25 protein-coding genes are annotated in these 22,152 nt (G+C 35.1%); 14 read left to right on the top strand and 11 right to left on the bottom strand.

Annotated features, from left to right (window positions below; all coding sequences use genetic code 11):
- Window positions 1-7 precede the first annotated feature (7 nt).
- From AA80_RS04015 to AA80_RS03985, 7 genes are all read right to left on the bottom strand, one after another.
- Window positions 8-718 carry a hypothetical protein gene (locus tag AA80_RS04015; RefSeq protein WP_103876530.1) on the bottom strand — a complete coding sequence of 237 codons (711 nt, stop codon included), beginning with the start codon at window positions 716-718 and terminating at the stop codon, window positions 8-10.
- Between the two features lie 92 nt (window positions 719-810).
- Window positions 811-2,112, bottom strand: a complete 1,302-nt coding sequence (locus AA80_RS04010) for a cyclic 2,3-diphosphoglycerate synthase (RefSeq protein ID WP_103876667.1) — start codon at window positions 2,110-2,112, stop codon at window positions 811-813.
- A gap of 17 nt (window positions 2,113-2,129) precedes the next feature.
- Window positions 2,130-3,350 carry an arginine deiminase gene (locus AA80_RS04005; RefSeq protein WP_103876529.1) on the bottom strand — a complete coding sequence of 407 codons (1,221 nt, stop codon included), beginning with the start codon at window positions 3,348-3,350 and terminating at the stop codon, window positions 2,130-2,132.
- A 52-nt stretch (window positions 3,351-3,402) separates the two neighbouring features.
- Entirely contained in the window at window positions 3,403-4,284 is an 882-nt protein-coding gene (locus AA80_RS04000; RefSeq protein ID WP_103876528.1) for a pyridoxamine kinase, read from the bottom strand.
- Between the two features lie 12 nt (window positions 4,285-4,296).
- Window positions 4,297-5,211: a pseudouridine-5'-phosphate glycosidase gene (locus tag AA80_RS03995; RefSeq protein WP_103876666.1), complete on the bottom strand. Its 915-nt coding sequence runs from the start codon at window positions 5,209-5,211 to the stop codon at window positions 4,297-4,299.
- A 405-nt stretch (window positions 5,212-5,616) separates the two neighbouring features.
- Window positions 5,617-6,540 (bottom strand): carbohydrate kinase family protein, encoded by a 924-nt coding sequence (locus AA80_RS03990; protein WP_103876527.1) that lies wholly within the window; start codon window positions 6,538-6,540, stop codon window positions 5,617-5,619.
- A gap of 11 nt (window positions 6,541-6,551) precedes the next feature.
- Window positions 6,552-7,403, bottom strand: a complete 852-nt coding sequence (locus tag AA80_RS03985; RefSeq protein ID WP_103876526.1) for an aldo-keto reductase family protein — start codon at window positions 7,401-7,403, stop codon at window positions 6,552-6,554.
- Window positions 7,404-7,680: 277 nt separating this feature from the next.
- Between AA80_RS03985 and AA80_RS03980 the strand changes: the two genes are divergently transcribed.
- Genes AA80_RS03980 through AA80_RS03920 form a run of 13 tightly spaced genes read left to right on the top strand, consistent with a single transcriptional unit; the run spans window position 7,681 to window position 18,280 of the window.
- The gene (locus AA80_RS03980) at window positions 7,681-8,166 is read left to right on the top strand and encodes a Na+/H+ antiporter subunit E (protein ID WP_103876525.1); all 486 of its coding nucleotides are present in this window, start codon (window positions 7,681-7,683) and stop codon (window positions 8,164-8,166) included.
- On the top strand, window positions 8,163-8,414 hold the full coding sequence (locus AA80_RS03975) for a monovalent cation/H+ antiporter complex subunit F (RefSeq protein ID WP_103876524.1): 252 nt from the start codon (window positions 8,163-8,165) through the stop codon (window positions 8,412-8,414). The genes AA80_RS03980 and AA80_RS03975 overlap by 4 nt, the downstream gene beginning before the upstream one ends.
- The gene (gene mnhG / locus AA80_RS03970) at window positions 8,411-8,749 is read left to right on the top strand and encodes a monovalent cation/H(+) antiporter subunit G (protein WP_103876523.1); all 339 of its coding nucleotides are present in this window, start codon (window positions 8,411-8,413) and stop codon (window positions 8,747-8,749) included. The genes AA80_RS03975 and mnhG overlap by 4 nt, the downstream gene beginning before the upstream one ends.
- A complete protein-coding gene (locus AA80_RS03965) occupies window positions 8,742-8,987 on the top strand; it encodes a Na(+)/H(+) antiporter subunit B (protein WP_103876522.1) in 246 nt (81 codons plus the stop codon). The genes mnhG and AA80_RS03965 overlap by 8 nt, the downstream gene beginning before the upstream one ends.
- Entirely contained in the window at window positions 8,987-9,712 is a 726-nt protein-coding gene (locus AA80_RS03960; RefSeq protein ID WP_103876521.1) for a Na(+)/H(+) antiporter subunit B, read from the top strand. Before AA80_RS03965 ends, AA80_RS03960 begins: the two co-directional genes overlap by 1 nt.
- Window positions 9,709-10,044 (top strand): sodium:proton antiporter, encoded by a 336-nt coding sequence (locus tag AA80_RS03955; protein ID WP_103876520.1) that lies wholly within the window; start codon window positions 9,709-9,711, stop codon window positions 10,042-10,044. Before AA80_RS03960 ends, AA80_RS03955 begins: the two co-directional genes overlap by 4 nt.
- On the top strand, window positions 10,037-11,458 hold the full coding sequence (locus AA80_RS03950; RefSeq protein ID WP_103876519.1) for a complex I subunit 5 family protein: 1,422 nt from the start codon (window positions 10,037-10,039) through the stop codon (window positions 11,456-11,458). The genes AA80_RS03955 and AA80_RS03950 overlap by 8 nt, the downstream gene beginning before the upstream one ends.
- Window positions 11,459-13,300 (top strand): proton-conducting transporter transmembrane domain-containing protein, encoded by a 1,842-nt coding sequence (locus tag AA80_RS03945; protein WP_103876518.1) that lies wholly within the window; start codon window positions 11,459-11,461, stop codon window positions 13,298-13,300.
- Window positions 13,297-14,199 carry a respiratory chain complex I subunit 1 family protein gene (locus AA80_RS03940; RefSeq protein WP_103876517.1) on the top strand — a complete coding sequence of 301 codons (903 nt, stop codon included), beginning with the start codon at window positions 13,297-13,299 and terminating at the stop codon, window positions 14,197-14,199. Before AA80_RS03945 ends, AA80_RS03940 begins: the two co-directional genes overlap by 4 nt.
- A gap of 23 nt (window positions 14,200-14,222) precedes the next feature.
- A complete protein-coding gene (locus AA80_RS03935) occupies window positions 14,223-14,783 on the top strand; it encodes a NuoB/complex I 20 kDa subunit family protein (RefSeq protein ID WP_103876665.1) in 561 nt (186 codons plus the stop codon).
- Window positions 14,767-15,321, top strand: coding sequence for an NADH-quinone oxidoreductase subunit C (locus AA80_RS03930; RefSeq protein ID WP_103876516.1), 555 nt, complete (start codon window positions 14,767-14,769; stop codon window positions 15,319-15,321). The genes AA80_RS03935 and AA80_RS03930 overlap by 17 nt, the downstream gene beginning before the upstream one ends.
- Entirely contained in the window at window positions 15,308-16,417 is a 1,110-nt protein-coding gene (locus AA80_RS03925; protein WP_103876515.1) for an NADH-quinone oxidoreductase subunit D, read from the top strand. The genes AA80_RS03930 and AA80_RS03925 overlap by 14 nt, the downstream gene beginning before the upstream one ends.
- A gap of 15 nt (window positions 16,418-16,432) precedes the next feature.
- Window positions 16,433-18,280: an FAD-dependent oxidoreductase gene (locus AA80_RS03920; protein ID WP_425014150.1), complete on the top strand. Its 1,848-nt coding sequence runs from the start codon at window positions 16,433-16,435 to the stop codon at window positions 18,278-18,280.
- A 32-nt stretch (window positions 18,281-18,312) separates the two neighbouring features.
- Here the strand turns inward: AA80_RS03920 and AA80_RS03915 are convergent, their stop codons facing one another.
- Complete coding sequence (locus AA80_RS03915) at window positions 18,313-19,245, bottom strand: inorganic phosphate transporter (protein WP_103876513.1); 933 nt, start codon at window positions 19,243-19,245, stop codon at window positions 18,313-18,315.
- 275 nt (window positions 19,246-19,520) lie between these two features.
- Between AA80_RS03915 and AA80_RS03910 the strand changes: the two genes are divergently transcribed.
- Window positions 19,521-20,357 carry a M23 family metallopeptidase gene (locus tag AA80_RS03910; RefSeq protein ID WP_103876512.1) on the top strand — a complete coding sequence of 279 codons (837 nt, stop codon included), beginning with the start codon at window positions 19,521-19,523 and terminating at the stop codon, window positions 20,355-20,357.
- 10 nt (window positions 20,358-20,367) lie between these two features.
- On the opposite strand, the gene yqeK is transcribed toward AA80_RS03910, so the two are convergent.
- From yqeK to AA80_RS03895, 3 genes are read right to left on the bottom strand one after another with little or no spacing between them, the layout of a single operon-like run.
- Window positions 20,368-20,940, bottom strand: a complete 573-nt coding sequence (gene yqeK / locus AA80_RS03905) for a bis(5'-nucleosyl)-tetraphosphatase (symmetrical) YqeK (protein WP_158248377.1) — start codon at window positions 20,938-20,940, stop codon at window positions 20,368-20,370.
- A 34-nt stretch (window positions 20,941-20,974) separates the two neighbouring features.
- Window positions 20,975-21,256, bottom strand: a complete 282-nt coding sequence (locus tag AA80_RS03900; RefSeq protein WP_103876664.1) for a DUF503 domain-containing protein — start codon at window positions 21,254-21,256, stop codon at window positions 20,975-20,977.
- Window positions 21,257-21,266: 10 nt separating this feature from the next.
- On the bottom strand, window positions 21,267-21,794 hold the full coding sequence (locus AA80_RS03895) for a cob(I)yrinic acid a,c-diamide adenosyltransferase (protein ID WP_166667738.1): 528 nt from the start codon (window positions 21,792-21,794) through the stop codon (window positions 21,267-21,269).
- Window positions 21,795-22,152 lie beyond the last annotated feature (358 nt).

Raw genomic sequence — 22,152 nt, 5'->3', positions numbered from 1 at the left:
CTAATAATCACTCCACGAGCTCTTTGATCCTTTCAAAAGCCTCTACATCGGCGTATTTTCTTTCAATTGTTTGATTTGCTATATTAATTTGAAGGGGCTCATTTAATAGGAGTGGAACGGTTAATTTATCGTAATTGGTTATAAAGTACCTTGAAAAGCCATCAATGAGAGCATAAATCCCTTCTTCGTCCAAATTGGTGGACCTATTGTAATCTTTTACTATATCTACGTATTTTCTCAAACTAAAGACTTGCCAAAATCTTATCTCACTATTCTTCAAAGCGTCAAAAAATCCATCGATACCTTTTAAATTGCTGCCACCTAATTTACTTATAAGCTCGTTGGCAAGTTCATCATTTAGGTAGAAATAGTAAGTAAAATTAGAGTTAAGATCAAACAACTCCAAAAAATCATTTGAAACTTTATCTAAACTTTCAGAAGATAAAGTAATATAAGACTCTGGGAAAGTGGTCCCCTCTTCAACTTTGATTATCATTATCTTCCTGTTATCGTTAAGAACCCTTATAAAATATAGCCCATCGTCATAAGATACCGTATAGGTTAGCTTGCTCGATGAGGCTACAGGATTGTTGACGAATTGGTTGTATCTGTATAACATGAATCCTAAAAAAGCCGCTAATATAGCGATAATTATTATCAAAATAAGCCATATTCTTCTGCCTCTTTTTCTTTTTCCTACCACATACACATTTGCCACAAAACGCACCTCCAACCAGCGGATTCCTTAAATAATTTAGAAATTAAAAAACATCAACGAGAGATGCTCTAAATGAGCATCTCTCACACATTTCATTTGTTGGCTATAAAATTACTTAAAACTTCTTCCAAATCCGGTTTACCGATTTCTTGTAACTCGTAAGTTACCCTAACTGTTGGTTTTTTTATGTCCATAATTCTTGTTAGATCAATTGGTGTACCTATAATCACAACTTCAGCATCGGATTTATTGATACTTTCTTCCAGTTCTTTTATCTGTTTTTTTCCATAACCCATCGCGGGAAGTATTTTATCAAGATGAGTGTATTTCTTATAAGTATTTACTATTGAACCAACTGCATAAGGCCTTGGATCGATTATTTCAGAGGCTCCAAATTTTTTGGCAGCTATAAAACCGGCTCCATAAGTCATTTCGCCGTGAGTTAAGGTTGGGCCATCTTCAATAACAAGGCATCTCTTCCCTCTTATAATAGAAGGATTTTTAACGAATAAGGGAGATGCAGCATCGATCACTGTTGCGTTTGGATTCCATTTTTCTATATTTGCTCTTACTTTTTCAATACCTTCCAATGTTGCTGTTTCTTCTTTATTGATAACTAAAACATCTGCCATAATTAAATTGGTCATGCCAGGGAAGTAGGATACTTCATGACCGGCTCTGTGTGGATCGACTACAACAATAGATAAATCAGGTTTATAAAATGAAAAATCGTTGTTGCCCCCATCCCATAATATAACATCGGGATTTTCTTCTTCTGCCCGTCTCAATATCTCTTCGTAATCAACACCTGCATAGATGACAGAGTTCCTATCTATATGAGGTTCATACTCCTCTCTTTCTTCAATTGTACATTCGTGTCTATCTAGATCTTCGTAAGTGGCAAACCTTTGTACTTTTTGCTTTACTAGGTTCCCATAAGGCATTGGATGTCTGATTGAAACTACTTTTAAACCTTTATTTTTTAGAATATCCAAAACTCTCCTCGTTGTTTGACTTTTCCCTGATCCGGTCCTAACGGCACAAATCGAAATAATAGGTTTTTTGGATTTCACCATGGAATTGTTTGGACCCAGAAGTGTAAAATCTGCCCCACTAGCAAGCACTAAAGAAGCCTTTTCCATTACATACGAAAAGGGTAAATCGCTGTAGGATAACACAACTTCGTCGATGTTGTTTTCTTTGATAAGATTGACTAGATTTGTTTCTGATTCTATGGGTATCCCATTGGGATACAACTCTCCAGCGAGTTCTTTGGGGTAAAGCCTTCCTTCGATGTCAGGGATCTGTGTGGCTGTGAAGCAAACAACTTCGTAGTCAGGATTATCTCGATAATAAACGTTGAAATTATGAAAATCTCTACCTGCAGCTCCCATTATCAAAACTTTTTTTCTCAAGAGTATCTCCTCCTTATAAGTGGCATACTAGCGCACCTAGGGCCTCCCCTTCCTCTAGATAATTCACTGGACGGTATGGTTAAAACTTCTATCCCCGATTTTTCTAATTCTCTGTTGGTGATGTAATTTCGGTCGTAGGTAATAACCTTTCCAGGTTCTATTGCCAAACTGTTGGAGCCGTCATTCCACTGCTCCCTGTGTGATGCTATTATATCAGCGTTTCCACATTTAATAATTTCGACATGATCTAAATTAAGATGTTTTCTTAATATATTTTCCAAACTTTCTTCTTCCTCATAAAAATCGAATCCCTCTTTAGACTTAGTAATAATGAAAGTATCTATATCTTCTTTTAAATTTGCATGTACTAGAAATTTATCGTAATCAACCATTGTGAATATGGTATCTAAATGCATATAAGCCCTATTATCAGGTATTATAAATGCGATTATCTTATCAAAGGTGTCGCTATTTTCTTTGAGGAACTTTTTAGCAAGTATTTCGACGGCTTCTGGTGAAGTTCTTTGAGAAATTCCTATCGCTAAAACTTTTTCGCTTAACACTAAGATATCCCCACCCTCTATTGGATAAGGGTAATCCTTCTCGTAATACAATGGGGTACCATCAAATTTTTTGTTGTATTTTATGACATATTCCATAAGCATGACTTCTCTTCTTCTTGCTGAAGTTTTCATTCTGTTCACACAGGCACCTTTTCCCAAAATCGCCACAGGATCCCTTTGAAAATATAGGTTAGGCATGGGAGGAAGGAAAAAAGGCAATTCCATATCTGCTCTTCTAACCCTCAAAGAGAAGATGTTCCTGTTTATTTCTAGTTCATCAGAACGTATACCTGATATTATAGTATCCACCATTTCTTTGGTATCTAAGGAAAACAAATAATCTTTTAAAAGAGCATAAATGAAGCTATTGTATATTTCTGAGAATTGTAAAAACTCTTTGACAAATTTTTCTTTTAAATCTATATCATTAAGCGTTTCTGTCAACAATTCAGTAAGATATAAAACTTCTACACCATTGTCTCTTAAAACATTTGCAAAGTAATCATGTTCTTCTTGAGCTTTATACAAAAAAGGAATATCGTCAAATAACAGATCAGAAAGATAATGAGGAGATAAATTTTCTAACTCTTTTCCCGGTCTATGTAGAAGGATTTTTTCTAATTTTCCGATTTCTGAGTACACCGATAAATTCATGACTTTTAAACACCAACCTTTTCCTTTCTAATATTATACAACAAAAACTCTTCTAAAAAATCTCATAGCTTTGTAAAAATGTCGGGGCGTTCAAAGTATCAAGCACTTTTTCTAAGAGTATGCCTTCCCTTTGGGGATATTTATAACCATAACTAGCTTTTAAACACGCAGACACGAATTGAGTAGCCCTGTCTATTGCCATCGGTACACTGTCTCCGTTTAAAAGACTACCAACGATAACGCTTGCAAAAGCGTCCCCTGTACCAGGGTATAAAGCTTTTATGTAGTTATTGGTGATTTTCCAAAACCTATTATTTGTCCTTTCATAAGCTAATACCCCTATTTTTGATTTAGATTCATCAGGAACACTTGTTATAATAACGACTTCTGGTCCCATGTCTGACAAACGTTTTACCCAGCTTTTCAACATCTCTTCACTAATATCTTGGTCGTACTTTTCATCCAAGAGAAAACAGGCTTCCGTTAAATTTGGTGTTATTACATGGGACTTGGAAATTAGTTTTTTCATATCTTTGACCAAGTCTTCTGTAATGGTAGCGTAAAGTTTCCCATCATCTCCCATTACTGGATCAACAACTACTAGGGTTTCATTTTTTTGTGAAAAATATTGTATAAACTCTAACACAATATCTATCTGTTTTTCTGACCCTAAAAAACCACTATAAATTGCATCAAAACTTAAGTCGATTTTTTTCCAATGCTCTATGATGTCTTTCATGTTGTCTGTTAAATCCAAAAAAGTGTATTCCTTAAATCCTCCTGTATGGGTTGATAGTATGGCAGTGGGGATTGGACAGACTTGAATCTCCATAGAAGATAATATAGGGATTACCACGGTTAAAGAAGCTTTCCCAAAACCTGAAAGATCATGAATTGCAGCTACTCTTTTAATAGGTTTCTCTTTCAAATACATCATTCCTTTCCCCTAAGATAGGATGTTAAACTCCTTTGCTATTTCTGCACCAAGTTTGGCATTGTTGTAGACTAATTCAATATTTGCTTTTAAACTATCCCCCTTTGTTAATTCGTTTATTTTTGAAAGGAGAAAGGGGGTTAATTCCTTACCTTTTATTTTTTGTTTTTTAGCCTCTTCTATTGCGTTGTCTATTGTTTTATCTATTTCCTCAAAATTCAGTGAATACTCTTTAGGAATAGGATTTGCAATAAAAATGCCCCCTTGTAGGCCCAAGTCCCACTTTGTCTTCATTATTGATGCGATTTCTTTAGGAGTTTCTACTCTATAAGCTACATTTATCCCACTTTCCCTTGAAAAAAAACATGGAAGCTCGTCCGTTTGATATCCGATCACTGGTACGCCAAAAGTTTCGAGGTATTCTTTAGTTAATTGAAGATCTAATATAGCTTTAGGTCCGGCAGATATCACCGCCACGTTTGTTTTCGCAAGTTCTTGCAGGTCTGCGGAGATATCGAACGTTTCTTGAGCGTTTCTATGTACACCCCCTATTCCCCCTGTTACAAAGACTTTAATTCCAACAAGTTCAGCTATTATCATAGTTGCTGCGACCGTTGTAGCGGCGTTAAAACCTTTTGCAAGGACCACAGGGAGATCCATCCTGCTTGCTTTCAATATGTTTTTGGAGGTGGCCATAAATTCTAATTCTTCTTTTGATAATCCTACTTTCATTTTACCTTTTATAATCGCTATAGTTGCTGGAACTGCTCCCTTTTTTCTTATTATATCTTCTACATTTTTAGCTACTTCTACATTTTGTGGGTAAGGCATTCCATGTGAAATGATAGTTGATTCTAAAGCAACTATAGGTCTATTTTCTTTCAAAGCTTGGTAGACTTCTTCTTTAATCTCTAAGTATGGGGTTATATTCATTTTATTTTCCTCCAAAGTTATTTTTTTTATTGTTTTATAGACTTTCTTTCGCCCCCTTTCGACCGAGCGTTAAGGGGGCAAACCCGGACATTGAGGGGTAAACCCCTCAAACTCCCCAAAGGCATTTGCTTCGCAAATGAGAATATGGAAATTGTTTCTAAAGCATTATAAAGATCCATTTTGCACAAACCGGCAAAAGCTTCGCAAATGAGAATGAGGATGTTACTTCTAAAGCATTATTAAAAAGCGTTTTGCATAAAGCAGCAAAATGCAAAGCAAATGAGATTAGGAAAGTTATTCAAAAGCATTAAGAAAAAGACCATTTTGCACAAAGCTGCATAAAAAAACATGGTTTGCACAGTGACGCAAACAGGGCTTCACTCTGTTTTTGACTTTTAGTCAATCAAAAATTTTTGTAGATAGATCATCTGCCACTGTTTTTGGGCTTTTTAGGGTAATATGGGAAGCTTTTATTCCATATTCAATGCATTTTTCTATATCAGCATCTTCATAAATACCATAGATAAGCCCCGCAGTAAAAGCGTCTCCAGCACCATTGGCATCGATTATTTCGAAATCTTCAACTTTACCTACAGAAAAAAACTCTGTTTTTTTAAATCGATTGGTTAAAAATAGAACCCCCATATCCCCATTTGTTACAATTAAGTTAGAAATATTGGGGAATTTATCAGAAAAAATAGTCTGTATAGATTTCTCATCGTAAAAATCCAAATTTTCTTGCTCAATTAAAGATTTCAATTCTGAGAAGTTTAGAGTCAGGTAATCAATTTCTTCAGTTATATTTTTTAATTTTTTTACTTTTTGATTTGATACCGCATTAAAAACTGTGTAAACGTTCGTGTTTTCAAGAACTTTAAGTATGTATTCTATCGTTTGTGTTTCTAAATTCGTTTCAAGAAAGACTAGTTTCGAGTGGAGTAAGGTATCTTTATATTTTTCTATGTAATTTACATTTATCTCTTTAATAATATCCATGTCTGATATAGAAACCATCATATCTTTCTTTTCGTCTAAAATAGCGAGGTAAACACCAGTACGGCAATTATCACAATTCTTGATAAAATTAGTATTTATCTTTAAGTTATTTAGTTCCGTTAAAATTACTTCACCAAATATATCGTCCCCAACTACTCCAAACAAATTAACAGGCACTTCTAATTTGCATAAATTGTGTGCAACGTTTCTAGCAACACCACCAGAAGAATAAAAGATACGACCGGGGTTTGAAGTTTTGAACGATAATTTTTGGTGGGAAGATCCTTTAAAATCAATATTTATTCCACCAATTATTGATACACACATGCCACTTCTCCTCAAATGTTTTTAGGATTGAACACTTTTGATAGTTCTTCACAACTTTTTCGCAAATTTTCTTCTTCTTGAATGTCAAGGGGTGTAAATTCGTCGGCTGCTTGTATTAACCATTCTAAAAGGTTAATGTGGCTAGGGCATATGATAGAGGTTATGGGCTTAGTAAGAGAAAATCTTATCGATGTTTTAACTTCTTCATAACTTTCGGAAGGAATATAAAGAAGGTCAGATATACATTTTTCTTCATTTACCTTCGTTATCTTTTTTATAAGAGTTTGTTTACTTATTACACCGGTACCTTTTTCCTTAGCTTTAGAAATTACTTTTCTTCCAAAACCTGTGTACCAGTTCATCCAATCTATGGGAAATGTAATCGAATCAAAATCATAACTTTCTAAAAGTTTTAAGGCTATACTTTCTTTGTTTGTTGAAAAACCTATGTACTTTATTAAGCCCAAATTTTTAGCAGCAAAGACCCCCTCTAAAGCGCCTTCAGGGCCTAGAATTCTATGAATATCCTCTTGAGTTTTTCCAATAATTTGGATTAAATCTAAATATTGAAGATTGAATTTAGCTAATAGTTCTTTTATGTCCTGTTGTATCTCATCACCGCTTTTAGCGTAAGATCTACCCGCAATAAAAAGTTTATCCCTATACAGATTTATTGGAAAAATGGTCGCTTCATCTTTGGGTTCAAATTTAAGAGAAATTTCAAAAAAATTTACACCACCTAGAATAAACTTTTCTAAAAACCTTTTAATTTCATAATTATCTTCGCTTACCAGCAGCTTTTCCAAATCCAAACCTATTATAGAGAGTTCTTCTTGAGTTTTACCCAACATTCTTCTCTCCATTTATTGTTCCTCCTTTCAATGGTACCCCCTGGAAGGTGATCAATACTTAAAAGAAGATATAAAAAATTGTATATTAATTATACCATAAAAAATAAATACGGTGGAAAATTAGCGATTTGGGGTAATTAAAGGTAATTAAGAACGAATATATTCAATTAGAAGGTGTTTTTTTAATTTTGATATTATACCATTTACTGGTATAATGTATAAGAAGAAAATTTTCATTTTATCCAATATGAGGATTTTTTCACAAACTATATAAAGTGGAGGGATTGTTGTGAAGAAATTTGTTTCGACTTTTGTTGTTCTTCTAGTAATCTGGCTGTTCATGACTTCTTTTAACCTTTCTGAATTTATTGTTGGATTGTTAGTTTCAATTGTTTTAGCAGGTGTCATTTCACGTCTTGTGGATTATGAATTTGATTTTTCTGTTGTATACAAAGTACCTTTATTTGTGATTGTATACGTGCCTTTTTTCGTCTGCAAAATGTTTTTATCTAATATCGATGTTGCGAGAAGGGTTTTGACACCAAAAATTCCTTTAAACCCTGGTTTCGTGAAAATTCCTGTTGATTTGAAGGGTGACGTTGGCAAGTTAACTCTGGCAAATTCCGTTACTTTAACCCCTGGGACCTTATCAGTAGATGCCGATGATGAAAACCTGTATATTCATTGGATAGATATAAAAGGTGAAAACGAAAAAGATTACAAAAAACATGTAACGGCGACTTTCGAAAAAATTTTGGGGAGGATATACAAATGATAGAGATTGTCGTGTTTGGCCTGATTGGAATAGGGGTGTTTTTTTCGGTCTTGAGAATGATAATTGGTCCTGAAATAACTGATAGAATCGTATCTTTGGATACGTTGAACGTCATGATCACAGGAGTTATTGTCTTGCTGTCTCAAATCTTTAAAAATGAAATTTATTTGGATATTGCAATAGTTTATGGGGTGCTATCCTTTTTGGAAACGGTTGTTCTTTCCAGATATTTGGAGGCGAAAAAATGAAGGTGATCGGAGACGTTTTAATAATAATTGGAGGAATTTTCTATCTGTTGGGAGGTTTGGGGATATTCAGAATGCCAGATGTTTTCAATAGGATACAGGCGGGCACGAAAGCCACAACTTTAGGTGCATTTTCTTTAATTTTAGGAGTCGGATTTTTAAACCCTTCGTGGTTTTTGAAGTCACTAATCTTAGTTGTTTTTATGACCATTACTAATCCCGTTGGGAGTTCCGTTTTAGCCCGTGCTTCCTATTTACACGGTTCAAAAATATCTAAATTACAAAAAGATGACTTAAAGGGTTTGTATGAGAAAGAGGAGATGAGTCAAGATGATTGAAACAATTGGTGTAATCATTGGTTTTATAATGATCCTCTTCGCTTTGATGGCTATTGAATCAAAAAAGTTGTTAAATTCCATCATTTTTTTATCGATGACTTCTTTGCTTTCAGTTGTGGAATTTATTATTATGAAAGCTCCAGATGTTGCTATAACTCAAGCTGTTATAGGTTCGGGTCTGATGACCTCGCTCTTCGTATTTACTTTGATGACTATGAAAAAGAGTGGTGAAAAATAATGAAGAAGTTTGTTGCAGCTTTACTGACGTTTACTGTTGCCTTTTTTATATTCTCGTTACTGTACGATTCACAAAGTTTCTTTCCAAAGTATGGGGAGAAAGATTTAAATAACACCATTTCACAAAGATATTTAGAAAAGAACACAGATGAAACCAGACCTTATCCGGAATCAGGATCAGCCAACATTGTCACTTCTGTAGTTGTTAATTATAGAGGATTTGACACCTTAGGAGAATTAACCGTCCTTTTCATTTCGGCAATGGGGGTAGCGTTGCTTTTAAATGTAGGAAAAGAAAGAATTGTATTTCGAGTGAAACCAAATTTCATTCTCAAAGCAGGTGTCCGAATTATAACTGGAATCATATTGATCGTTGGGATTTATATCTTCGTTCACGGTCATCTAACCCCGGGTGGAGGATTTCCAGGGGGGGCTATGATAGCCTCATCAGTTTTATTGATGTACATAAGCGATGATAAATTTAAAGAGAAGATGAAAGCCTTCAACGTACTTGAAGGCACCTCGGGAGTTTTGGTTATAGTCTTAGGGTTAATAGGGCTTTTTGCTTTCAATTCATTTTTGTACAACTTCTTACCATCGGGTGAGATTGGTCACCTTTTCAGCGCAGGATTGACACCTATACTATATGTGTTGATAGGGTTAAAAGTTGGTTCTGAATTGTCAAATATCATAGGTAACTTTTTAACACAGGGGGGAGAAGAATGAGTCAGTATTTATTTTTAGCGCTTTTTTTGGTTGGAATCTACGGCTTACTCTCATCTAAGAATTTGATTAAGATGCTTATTTCACTCAACCTTTTAGAGTTAGGGTCGAATCTCTTCATTATATCTATTGGATACGTTAAAGGTGGTAACGCACCGATCATAACGGTTGAATCTGTTTCAAATTATGTTGATCCACTCCCTCAAGCGTTGGTGTTAACAGCGATTGTTATAGGTTTTGGGACTACCGCTTTAGGCTTGGCTTTTATTAGAAAAGTATACTTTGAAAAAGGGTCTATCGAAATAGATGAAATTAGAGGTGGTTCAGATGATTAATCCTGTGCTTTTAATTGTTATCCCTTTACTTTTAGCGTTCGTTGGGGTAATGTTTAAAAACTTTTCTAAATCTCTTTTGTTTTTTGGTTTGGTTTTAAACACCATCTTTGCTTTTTTTGTACAAAAAGGAAGTTACGAACTTGGAGGTTGGCAACCACCATTTGGTATCAACTTGTTGGTGGATAATTATTCTTTATTCGGGATAGTATTAATTAATGTTTTGTTTCTCGTTTCTTCTCTGATTGGAATAAAGAAAATTGGTAAATATTCATTGCCATTGTTAATAGCTTTAGCCGGACTCAACGGAATGGTTTTAACTAACGATTTATTCAACTTCTACGTTTTCTTTGAAATAGCCACCATTTCAGCTTATATAATATCAACGTTACATGGAAAGTATCATCATACGTTTAATTATTTGGTTTTAGGTTCCGTGGGATCTAGTTTGTATTTACTTGGAATAATTATTGTATATGCCATTGTTGGAAGTTTGAACATGTCTAATTTGTCTCTTCACTTTTCAGGACTTTCAGCAAATATTCAACTGATAGTTTCTATTTTAATTTTTTCAGGTTTAGCGGTTGAGGCAAAACTTTTACCTTTTAATAGTTGGGTTAGAGGTGTTTATGCCAATGTAAACACCTTGACTGCCCCATTATTTTCCGCAGTTTATGCGTCAACAATTTTTTTGGTGTTTGGAAGGTTCTTTTCAAATCTAATTACGGTTAACGGGCCTTTGTTTAATATATTTATCACAATTACCTTTATAACCTTCATATTTGCCGAAGCTTCTGCCACCGCTACAAAGAATATGAGAGAGATACTTACTTTCTCAAGTATTGGACAGGCAGGATTGATTACTGGGCTATTTTTAATAGGTGGAGGGTACGCAGCTATTTTACAACTGATAAATAATGCCTTTGCTAAGATAGTAATGTTTTCTACCGCTGCGAACGTTTATGAGAATAACTCAAGTGATTCTATCGATCAGGCTGCTGGAATATTTAGAAAGTATCCTTTAGTAGGTTTTGGATTTACAGTTTCTGCTTTGTCTTTGATAGGTCTTCCTTTGTTCTACGGTTTTTATGCAAAATTCAACATTATAAACACTGCTTTCAATACCAATTGGATTATTCCGTTAGTAATCTTGTTGGGAAGTTTGTTGGAAGGTGTTTATTATATAAGAATGCTAGTTAAACTATGGGTACCAGGTGAAGAGCATGAGGAAACTACTGAAAAGTTGACAACCAAATTTTCCATGAACAAGTTATTTGTTATAAGTGTCGTAGCTGTAGTTGTTGGGTTCTTATTCATTATGGGAGGAATCTACCCAGAACTATTCGTAGATTTTGTACAGAGCGTATCCGCACCTTTAAATAATATCTTATCTTATTTATCAATGGGAGTGATGTAAATGGCGTTAAACTCTCTGTTAATTACAGGTTTGTTGTTATCGGTTTTGACTTTTTTCTTAACAAAGATATACAAAAGGTTAGGTAGTTATTTTACCATTTTTTCAACGCTGTTTGTGTTGATATTTTTGTTTGGATATATGAACGATGTTGGAACAGTATTTAACCTGTGGTCTTTTGGAGGATTTTCATTGCAATTGGTGAGCTCTAATTATGGTTGGTTTTTTTCCATAATAATGGTTTTAATTTATTTTCTTGTGTCCTTTTTTAATCCATATTGGGTAGAAAAAATGGTTAATCCTGCTTCATACAACATGCTCTACGTGTTTTCTTTAGTTTCTACGTTGGGGGTTTTCTTTGCTAAGGATTTTCTAACGTTATTCATATTTTGGGAGATGGTGGTTTGGTCTTCTTTGTTTATAATTCCTCTTGGTAAATCAAGGAAAGCCTCTGTAGTTTATTACACTATGAGTACGATCGGTTCTTTCTCTATGTTTTTTGCGGTGATCTATTTATACTCATTGTTTCAAACCTTTGATATAGAAAGTATTTCAAAGAATTTGATTAGCAGCCCTAATACAGCCGTAATGGCTTACTTTGTAATTATTATCGCGGGACTTGCAAAGTTAGGAATTTTCCCGTTTCACACATGGCTCCCTATTGCCCAAGGGAACGCTCCTCATACCTTTTCTCCGGTTCTTTCTGGAGGATTAGAAAAAATGGGGGCATTTATAGCCTTTTTGGTTAGTGCAATTATCCCTACTTCACAGATCTTTTCTAACCATATTCATATAATCGGGGTCCCTTATGAAAATTATATAATTATGGTTTTAGGTGCAATAAGCATTATAGTTGGAACCCTTATGGCAATAAAACAAGAAGACGCTAAAAGATTGATAGCTTATTCCACCGTTGCGAATAGTGGATACATATTGATCGGTATCTCGCTTTTGGACCAAGTGGGATTCGCTGGTGGAATGATGCATATTTTCAATCACGCAATGGCATCAGCTGCTATGTTTTTAACTATTGGAGCGGTAGCTTATAGAACGGGTACCACAAGTATGAGCGAACTGGGTGGAATGATTAAAAAGATGCCTGTAACCTTTGCCGCTTACTTAATTGCCATAATTTCTATAGCCGGTATACCACCCACCAGTGGATTCGCATCAAAGTGGTTGATCTTCCAAGGCTTAGCGAGCAAAGGGCTTATGTTTATAGCTTTTGCCACCTTTTTTGGAAGTATAGGGTCTTTCATGTACGTTTTTAGACCTCTTGCTACCGTATTTTTAGGTCAATTGTCACCTAAGCACAACGATGTGAAAGAAGTTCCTTTTATGATGCAAATTCCTATGCTTGTGATGTCTTTACTGACAATATATTTTGGTGTATTTCCTTCTCATATGTTAGGATTTATTTCGAAAATCCAGGCTTCTTTGAATATTGTTCCACTCACTGTAGAAGGTTCAAAGATATATTCCTTCAGTGGCATGTGGAATTCTTTAGTGATTACAGCCGTCTTCGTCATAGGTTTCATTATAGCCGCATTAATTTTTTACACACATAAAAAGGCTCAGCCCGTTGATCAAATGAACACTTACACTTCTGGCGAATTTATATACGATCCTGAATCTTATCATTATGCCAAAAATTATTACGCTCCTTTTGAAAGATTGTATAAAAATCATCCATCATTGGAAAAGTTTTACGATGTCATAGCTTTAAGAGTAAACGAGTTTGGTCGTCTTGTTAGAAGTTGGTTCTTTTCTTCAAACGCTTCTTTAGGGGTGTTTTGGATCTCTGTGATAATATCAATAGCCTTTTTCTGGGGTGATAAAATATGAGTTATTTGATAGCCTTGATGATAGTTTTCATTGGATTTTTATGGCAAGTATCTCTTGATGGTATTCAAAGAAGAGTTACAGCTAAGGTTCATAGAAGAGTAGGACCACCTTGGTATCAAACTTTTATGGATATTTTCAAAGCTCTATCAAAATCATCTATAACACATGGTTTTATTTACGATTTTGGTGTGATGATGGCCTTGGGAGGAACGATAACCGCTTTTATGTTCTTACCTTTTGGAAATATTGTGGCTTTCAATGGTCTTGATAATTTCTTTGTTGTTGTCTATTTGTCAACAATTGGTTCTCTTGGGATGGCCATGAGTGCTTCTGGATCTGGAAACGCCTGGGCAGGAATAGGTATTATGAGGGCATTAACTCAGATGTTAGCTTATGAAGTCCCATTTATGATAGTTGTGTTTGGTATGATACACGTTTATGGTACTTCTTCACTTGCTGAATTGGCTCATGTACAACAAATGAGTGGGATTTTTGGATGGCATATTTTTACTATGCCCTTAGGAGCTATAGTAGCTTTTATATCCTTAGTCGGTATGCTTATTAAGGTCCCATTTGATACACCCATCGCACCAGCAGAAATAGCCTCGGGACCTATGGTTGAGTATGGAGGAAAACATTTAGGTATGTTGATGTTACAACACGAGTTTGCAACGTTAGTTGAAGTCGGTTTGTTCGTGAACTTATTCTTAGGAGGAGGAAATTTAGTTGAATACTTAATAAAATACTTTTTTGTTTATACCTTGGTTACACTGATATATGCTGTTTCGGCTCGTTTTAGAATAGAGAATGTTGTAACTTTTTTCTATGGAGTTCCGATAGTACTATCACTTGTTCAAACAGCGATAGTAATTTTTACAGGACTGGGGGTGAACGTATGACAAATGAAGAGAAAATAGAACAGATGAACATCTTTGAAGAGGATCTAAACGATACTATAACTTTTTGGGAAAAGATAAAGAATATCTTCAGAGGAAAATCTTTATGGATGCTTCATTATTGCACAGGTTGTGGTGCTGTAGAACTTCCACCCACTATGACGGCCAGATTCGATATGGAAAGATTGGGTATGGGACCAATGGCAACACCTCGTCAAGCGGATGTTCTGCTGATAACAGGTTATCTAAGCGTTAAAACTTTAAGGAGAGTTATATACACTTATGAACAAATGATGACTCCAAAATATCTTGTAGGCTTTGGATCTTGTACTCTAAACGGTGGAATATACTATGATTCTTATGCGGTGATCGACAGGTTGGATTATTATCTTCCAGTTGATCTGTACGTTGCCGGATGTATGCCAAGACCTGAGGCTATAATGAATACTTTTAAAACGCTTGAAAATATGATAACAAAAGGAGAAGCCAATGGATGGAAGAAATATGTAGAGAATTACGATTGGTATCGAAATAATCAGATTCGTTCCTTAGGGGAGGTGTATGTAAAGGATGAATTTCACGAATGATGCCAAAGAATTGATAAGCATTCTTGAAAAAAGTTTCGATATAAAAGATTTCACCACACCAAAGAAAAATGAAATAAGTATAGTTGTTAAACAAAACAATTTGCCAACAATATTAACTTATTTAAAGGACAAAGGTTGGAAACAGTTAAGCTTGATAACCTGCGTCGATTGGATTAAAGAAAACAAATTTGAATTAGTTTATGTTCTGTTCAATTGGACAAATGGGATTACTTTTGTAGTAAAAACAAAGATTGAGAGAGAAAACCCTGAATATATGAGCATCATAGATATTTTTCCTGGTGCCAGATACTACGAAAGGGATATCCATGAGTTCTTTGGTGTAAAGTTTGAAGGTAACTCGGATTCTGAAAAACCGCTTTTCTTAGAATTATGGGATGATAAACCTCCTATGAGAAAAGATTTTGATCCGTTAGAGTATTCTAAACGTAAATTTCCTGATAGAAAGTATGATGTGGAATTTTCCAAAAACGTGGTGAAAGATGCCATAAAAGAAGGTGGTATAAATGAAAGAACTTAAATTATACTTAGGACCAAATCATCCAGGCATGCACGGGAATTTTAGTGTTCATATGTACGTTGATGGAGATACCATCGTCAGGGCAAGACCTATGCCTGGCATGTTGCATAGAGGATTTGAAAAACTTATGGAAAGAAGACTTTGGATGAATAACCTCGCCCTAATACCAAGGATTTGCGTTCCAGAACCTGATATCAATGAGATGGTGTACGCCATGGCGATAGAGGAGTTGACAGGAATCGAAGTCCCTGAAAAGGCTCATTGGATAAGGATGATAATCTTAGAGCTAGCAAGAATCGCAAACCATCTAATGTCCCTTGGAGGAATAGGAGGACCAGTTGGACTATACACTGGACCCAATTGGGGACTCGCAGATAGAGATCTTATACTGGATATCTTTGAAGAGATAACCGGAGCAAGAATCTATCATATGTATATAGTACCAGGTGGCGTAAGAAAGGATTTGAGAGAGGAAACTATTGAAAAGATAAAGAGTTTTCTCGATTATTTAGAAAATCGACTTCCAGAATACGAAGATTTGATTCTTAAGAACTCCCTCTTTCAGAGAAGAACCAAAGATAAGTTGTTGTTACCTGCAGAGGTTGTTTGGGAGTTGGGAGTTACTGGAATAGGTATGAGATCAGCTGTGGGAGAAGCATACGATATTAGAAAAGTAGACCCATATGCAAGGTATGACCAAGTAGAATTTTACGTCCCCACGGCCAATTACTCAGATGGATATACAAGGGTTTATTTCAAATACCTCGAAACCTATCAGAGTATAAAAATAATAAGGCAGGTACTTAAAAAAATGCCCCAAAAAGGGAAGGTATGGAACAAAATATCTAACGGAAGTGCCTTACGATGGCGTGTTCCAAAGGGGCAAGTTTACACACATGTGGAATGCACAAGGGGAGAGTACGGATATTATATAGTTTCAGAAGGAGAAGATAAACCCTATAGAGTTGCTGTTAGAGGAGCGTCCTATCCACAAGGTTTGTTGGGTGTAGAGAAATATTTGCCCGGTACGAGGATAGAAGATGCAGCGCTTTGGATGGATACAATGGGGGTATGCTCTCCTGAAATAGATAGATAAAAAATAAAGGAAGAGGTGAATACGGTGAATACTCCTGAAAAAAGTTTTTTTGCTCCAGCAAGAGCTTGGAAATACCTTACTAAAAAGCCTGTTACCGTTCCTATGGAAAATATTCTAATAACACCTCGAGAGGCTTCAGATAGATATAGAGGTTTTCATATAAACGACTGGGAAAAATGTATCGGTTGTGGTACTTGTTCAAAAATATGCCCAACAGATGCTATAACTATGATAGAGATCGAAGAACTTCCGGATGTGGAAGGTTCTAAACCCCAAAGGCCTTCTATAGATTATGGAAGATGCAGCTTTTGTGGTTTATGTGTGGATATATGTACCACGGGTTCATTACAGATGACCAAAGAATATTTACATATATCTAAAGATCCGAACACCTTCTTTTTTATACCCACAGAGGAAGGAATTCATGGAATTAGAAAACCATTAGGTTATGTTAGAGATGAAGATTCAGACCTACTTGACTTAGAAAGAGAAGAGATGGAAATTGATCCACCAGAAATCAGAAAAACATCATTCATAGAGATGGTTAAAGGATTTTCAAAAGAACAGGCTGTTAGAGAAGCTTCAAGATGTGTGGAGTGTAGTATTTGTGAAAAGACATGTCCAGCCCATATGAACATCGCAGATTACATAAAAGATATATACACTGATGATCTTCAAACAGGATTGAAAGATCTTTATAAAACGAATCCTTTGCCCGCTGTATGTGGGAGAATGTGTACTCACAAATGTGAGACAGTTTGTACCATAGGTCACAGAGGAGAACCTATAGCCATAAGATGGTTGAAAAGATATATAGTGGATAACATCCCACAGGATAAATATCCAGAAATTTTAGATCAGGAAGTTATAAAAAAGGCTAACGCTAAGGTTGCCATCGTTGGAGCCGGTCCTGCCGGACTTTCTGCAGCTTATTTCTTATCTTTAATGGGATATGAAATCACTGTTTATGAAGAAAAGAATAGGCCTGGTGGTGTTCTTAATTACGGAGGTCCTTCGTATAGGCTTCCGGATTCAGCTTTTGAGCAAGATGTAAATTACATAAAGTCACTGGGAGTAAAGATAATAACAAATACAAAAGTTGGAAAGGATATCACTTTAGAAGAATTAAAAGCAAAAAACGATGTAATATTTGTTTCAACTGGATTCAACAAAGGTAGAAAGCTTCCCATCGAAGGATCTGACCATGAAAAAGTCTTTGACTCTTTAACAATCTTAGAAGAAATGAAAAATTATGTCAGAGGAGAAGGCCCAAAACCGTATATACCTAACTCTCTTGTAGTAATAGGAGGAGGGAATGTTGCCATGGACGTTGCAAGGTCCATGCTCAGACTCCAAAACCTAGAATATAAAAAATCCGAAGTACATGTTCTCAGTTTAGAGAGAAGCTTTGATGAAATGCCTGCTGATGAAGACGAGGTAGTTGAAGGTAAAGAAGAAGGGGTAATTTTTCATCCAGGATGGGGTCCGGTGAAGGTAATAGTTGAAAATGGAGAATTGAAAGGTGTGTTGTTTAGGAAATGTGTAGAAGTATTCGACGAAAACGGAAGATTCAATCCAAAATACGATGAAAGTAACACTATTACGATAAATGCGGATATGGTCGTAATGACTGTTGGACAGGTTCCGGATTACAGCTATTTGCCGGAAAAAATCCAAAATAACATGAAGATAGAAAGAGGAAGGATAAAAACAAACGAGTACGGTCAAGTGGAAGGTGTACCATGGTTGTTTGCAGGTGGCGATATAGTGCATGGGCCAGATATAATTCACGGAGTTGCAGACGGGCACAAAGCCGCTCAAGGAATAGACCAATATATAATGGCTAAGCAACTTTCAAAATAAAACATAGAGGGGAGTATTTAGGCTCCCCTTTTTTAATATAATAATTGAATTAGAAATAATACTATAAGGGAAATAATTCCAGAAATCATAGGTGTTCCTACCCAACCAAATATTACTTTCATTATCGTACTAGTATCAAAAGTTCTAGTACCTGCTGCTAATCCAACACCTACAATAGCACCTATTGTAGCCTGTGCAACACTGATAGGAATACCAATTAAAGAGTAGATCCACAAGGTAACCCCTACCCCTAAAATAGATACAGATGATGAAAAATGATCCAATTCGATAATCCCTTTCCCTACGGTATACAAAACCTTTTGGTTAGTAGATAAAATTCCGACAGCTATCGATGAACCACCTATAATTAGTAAAAGAAAAGGAGTGAATAAAACGTTTGCAAATACTCCAGTAACGTTTGCAACGTTGTTAGCTCCTAATGAGTATGCACTATAACAAATAGCGATCCATGTTAGTACTTTTAAGAATCTATCTTGGGTTGTAATCCCCAAAAATTTTCTAAATATTAGGGCCAAAAGTCTATATAATATAAAAGCAAAGATTAAGGCACCAATCGGAGTAAGTATCCACGAAATAAAAATTCTTGTTAAAATGGCTGAATTGAATGTTCCTTTTAGAATACTTATTCCAATAAGAGCTCCCACAACAGCCTGGGTAGCAGATGCGGGAAGCCCAATCAAACTCATAAACATCATAGTTAAAAAAGCACAAAATAAAGCTAATGAAAGTAGCTCAACATTTAAATTAGTCAAAGCCCCCAAGGTGTTTAATCCATTTTTACCACCAATAATAGAGCCGACAACAACAAAAATTGCAGATACGATAATAGCTTTTTTGTATGGAACCAATCCAGAAGCCACAGCTGGTCCAAATACATTGGAAGAGTTGTTGGAGCCTAAGGACCATCCTAACAGTATTGCTGGGATTAAATAAAATAAAAGCATATTAAAAATATTCCCCCATTTTATTGAAAATATTTAAAAAATTAAAGCCCATTTTCACCATATTGGCAATCATAGGCTTTTCTCAGAAGAGATTTTTCTATTTTAGCACCAATTTTAACGGATGTCAATTATTAGAAGAGAAGAATAGAAAATAGAAATAAGAGAGAGTAAATTTAGAAATTATTAATTTATTTTTTACTAGAGGAAGATTATCCTATGGTATAATAACTTCGTATTCGTTATTCATCTGTTGAACCATTACAGGAGGAAAAACCTTGGGCATTCGTAAAAGAACAGCTCTGTTCCTTAGTTTTTCAATTTTGGCGGCATTAACGTTTTCGTCTTATTCTATTGTGGAACATCAAATTCAAAGTAACGAAACATTATATAGGATTTCAATTGAATACAACGTATCCATTTCAACTATTTTGGATTGGAATCCTAATTTATCTCCCAACAATTTAAAAATTGAACAAGTAATATTAATCCCTCAACCGGAAGGGTATATCTATGAAGTCAAAAAGGGGGATAACCTAACTTATATTGCTAAATTATTTTTCACTAGTGTTTCTGATATAGTTAAAGCAAACAACCTCGATACGACAACTATTTTTGTAAATCAAAAACTTTTTATCCCTAAAAGTGTTGTAGGAAAAGGTTTCAATAACGAAAGAAATATAATATGGCCTGTTTATGCTACTATCTCTTCTCTTTATGGATATAGGGTTCACCCTATAACAAAAGAGTATTCTTTTCATAAAGGGATTGATCTTGCGGCACCTATTGGCACACCCGTGTTTTCCGTTGAAGCGGGAAAAGTAAAATTCGTTGGCGAAAATGGAGGATATGGTTTGATGGTTGAAATAGAGTCTTACAATAATTCTTATGTTTACGGACATCTCTCTCAAATAAATGTGTATGAAGGCCAATATGTTGAAAAAGGCGAAATAATCGCAAGAGTAGGGAATACAGGTTTAAGCACAGGTCCTCACCTTCACTTCGAAGTTAAAAAAGCTTATACAAATTACGACCCGTTAGTATTCCTGCCTTCTAGTAATAGAATTTATGTGTTGGATAACAGAGAAAACGAATATGGCTTAGGTGGAAATTGATTCTAATTCATCAAATTTGACACAGTGCGTTCCATGTCTTATATGTATCTTCTAATATATATCTCTCTTTAGCTAAGGCGTAGCTTATTTTGTTTTTTATCACCAATTTGTATCCTTCATTCAAAGACGTGTATGATACTTTTCTTAGTTCTTCAACGCCTTCAAAATCCCTGTCATCTCCGGCTGAATCAGAAATAACAAGTGCCTTTCCTATATCTCCGATTTTTTCATAACCACTTGTGTGATAAAATATAGCTTGGTATATATCTTCATCAATATGGAATTTCCTTGCCAAAAATTCCGCACTTACCTTTCCGTGCAAGAGAATGGGGCGATTTTTATCGAATTTATCGAGGTGAATTTTATAAAACGCTGCCAATTTGATTAATCGGTTTGGGTCAACATCTCGAAATAAATCGTGTCCCAACGCTGCAATTTCAACTTTTCCTTCTGGAAGTCTGTGGATTTGGGCTAATTTTTTTGAGAAATTAACAACATTGTAGATATGTTCTAATCTTTTTTTAGTCTTTATAGTTACTTTTAAATACTTTTTTAATTCTTCTATAATGTTAGTTAAATCCAAATTAGTGCCTCCTGCCTTCATAGTAAATTAACTATTAAAAAATTAAGTAGTCTTCCTTTTCGATTTCTAAACCATAATTGAGTTCGATATCATCCTCAATTTGCTCAATAAGGTTTAGTAAGTAATCTCTACTTTGACTTAACGACGATACGAATATTCCCAAGTAATTTTTCGAGTCGTTATAATTTCCTTCTAGAGCAGATACATTGTACTTTTTTCTTAGTGAGTTTATCAGTGTTTTCACTACCGATCTTTTGTCTTTCAAAGAGCTGATTCCAAATAACCTAATTTTCAATTCTAATTTGATGCAGAACATTTTAACTCCCTCACCATTTTTTGAATTCAATTTTATCTTCAATGTACTCTTCAAAACGGGCTAATACGAATAACAGATCAGATAATCGATTTACATATTTTTTTAATGGTTCCGATAACGGTTCTTTTTTATCTAAAGCGATAATTCGTCTTTCTGCTCTTCGTGCTATTGTTCTACAAATGTCTAATTTAGCAGATTGCATTGTTCTTCCAGGTATAACGAAACTATTTAAATTCAACTTGTTTTCAAATAGATGAACATAGTTGGTAATTTTAAGGACATCTTCTTCTTGAATAGGACATTTATATGTTTTGCTTTTGGAAGCTAACTCTCCGGCTACTTTGAATAAATTATTTTGTACTTCGTTTATTATTTTTTTCACCTCATGAGATTTTAAATAATAATTTGCTTCTGAAAGGAATGCGTTTAATTCATCTACGGTACCGTAAGCTTCAACCCTTATGTCGTCTTTTGAAACTCTTTCTCCACTCCAAAGAGAAGTTTCACCCTTATCACCTGTTTTTGTTGTAATGGACACGATATATCTCTCCTTTTTATTAGTTAATATCGTCGTTAGAAACTTTATTTAGCGCCCCTTCACCCCGCTCCCCACCCATAATCTTTAAGGGGCTTCGCCCCTTAAGAACCCCAAATTCACGAAACATCATTTGCTGCGCAAATGAGAACATGGAAATTGTTTCTAAGGCATTATAAAGAACCATTTTGCACAAATCAGTAACAACCGTTTTGCACAAGACCGCAAAATGCTTCGCAAATGAGAATTTGGAAATTATTTCAAATGCATTATGAATAAGGCGTTTTGCATAGGGCCGCAAAATGTAACGCAAACGAGATTTAGGAAAACATTTCTAAAGCATTGTAAACAAACTGTTTTG

The organism is Petrotoga sibirica DSM 13575 (genome assembly GCF_002924625.1).
Taxonomy (GTDB): Bacteria; Thermotogota; Thermotogae; order Petrotogales; family Petrotogaceae; genus Petrotoga; species Petrotoga sibirica.
Note: the sequence above shows the minus strand (reverse complement) of the source record. Positions and strands in the feature narration are given on the sequence as shown.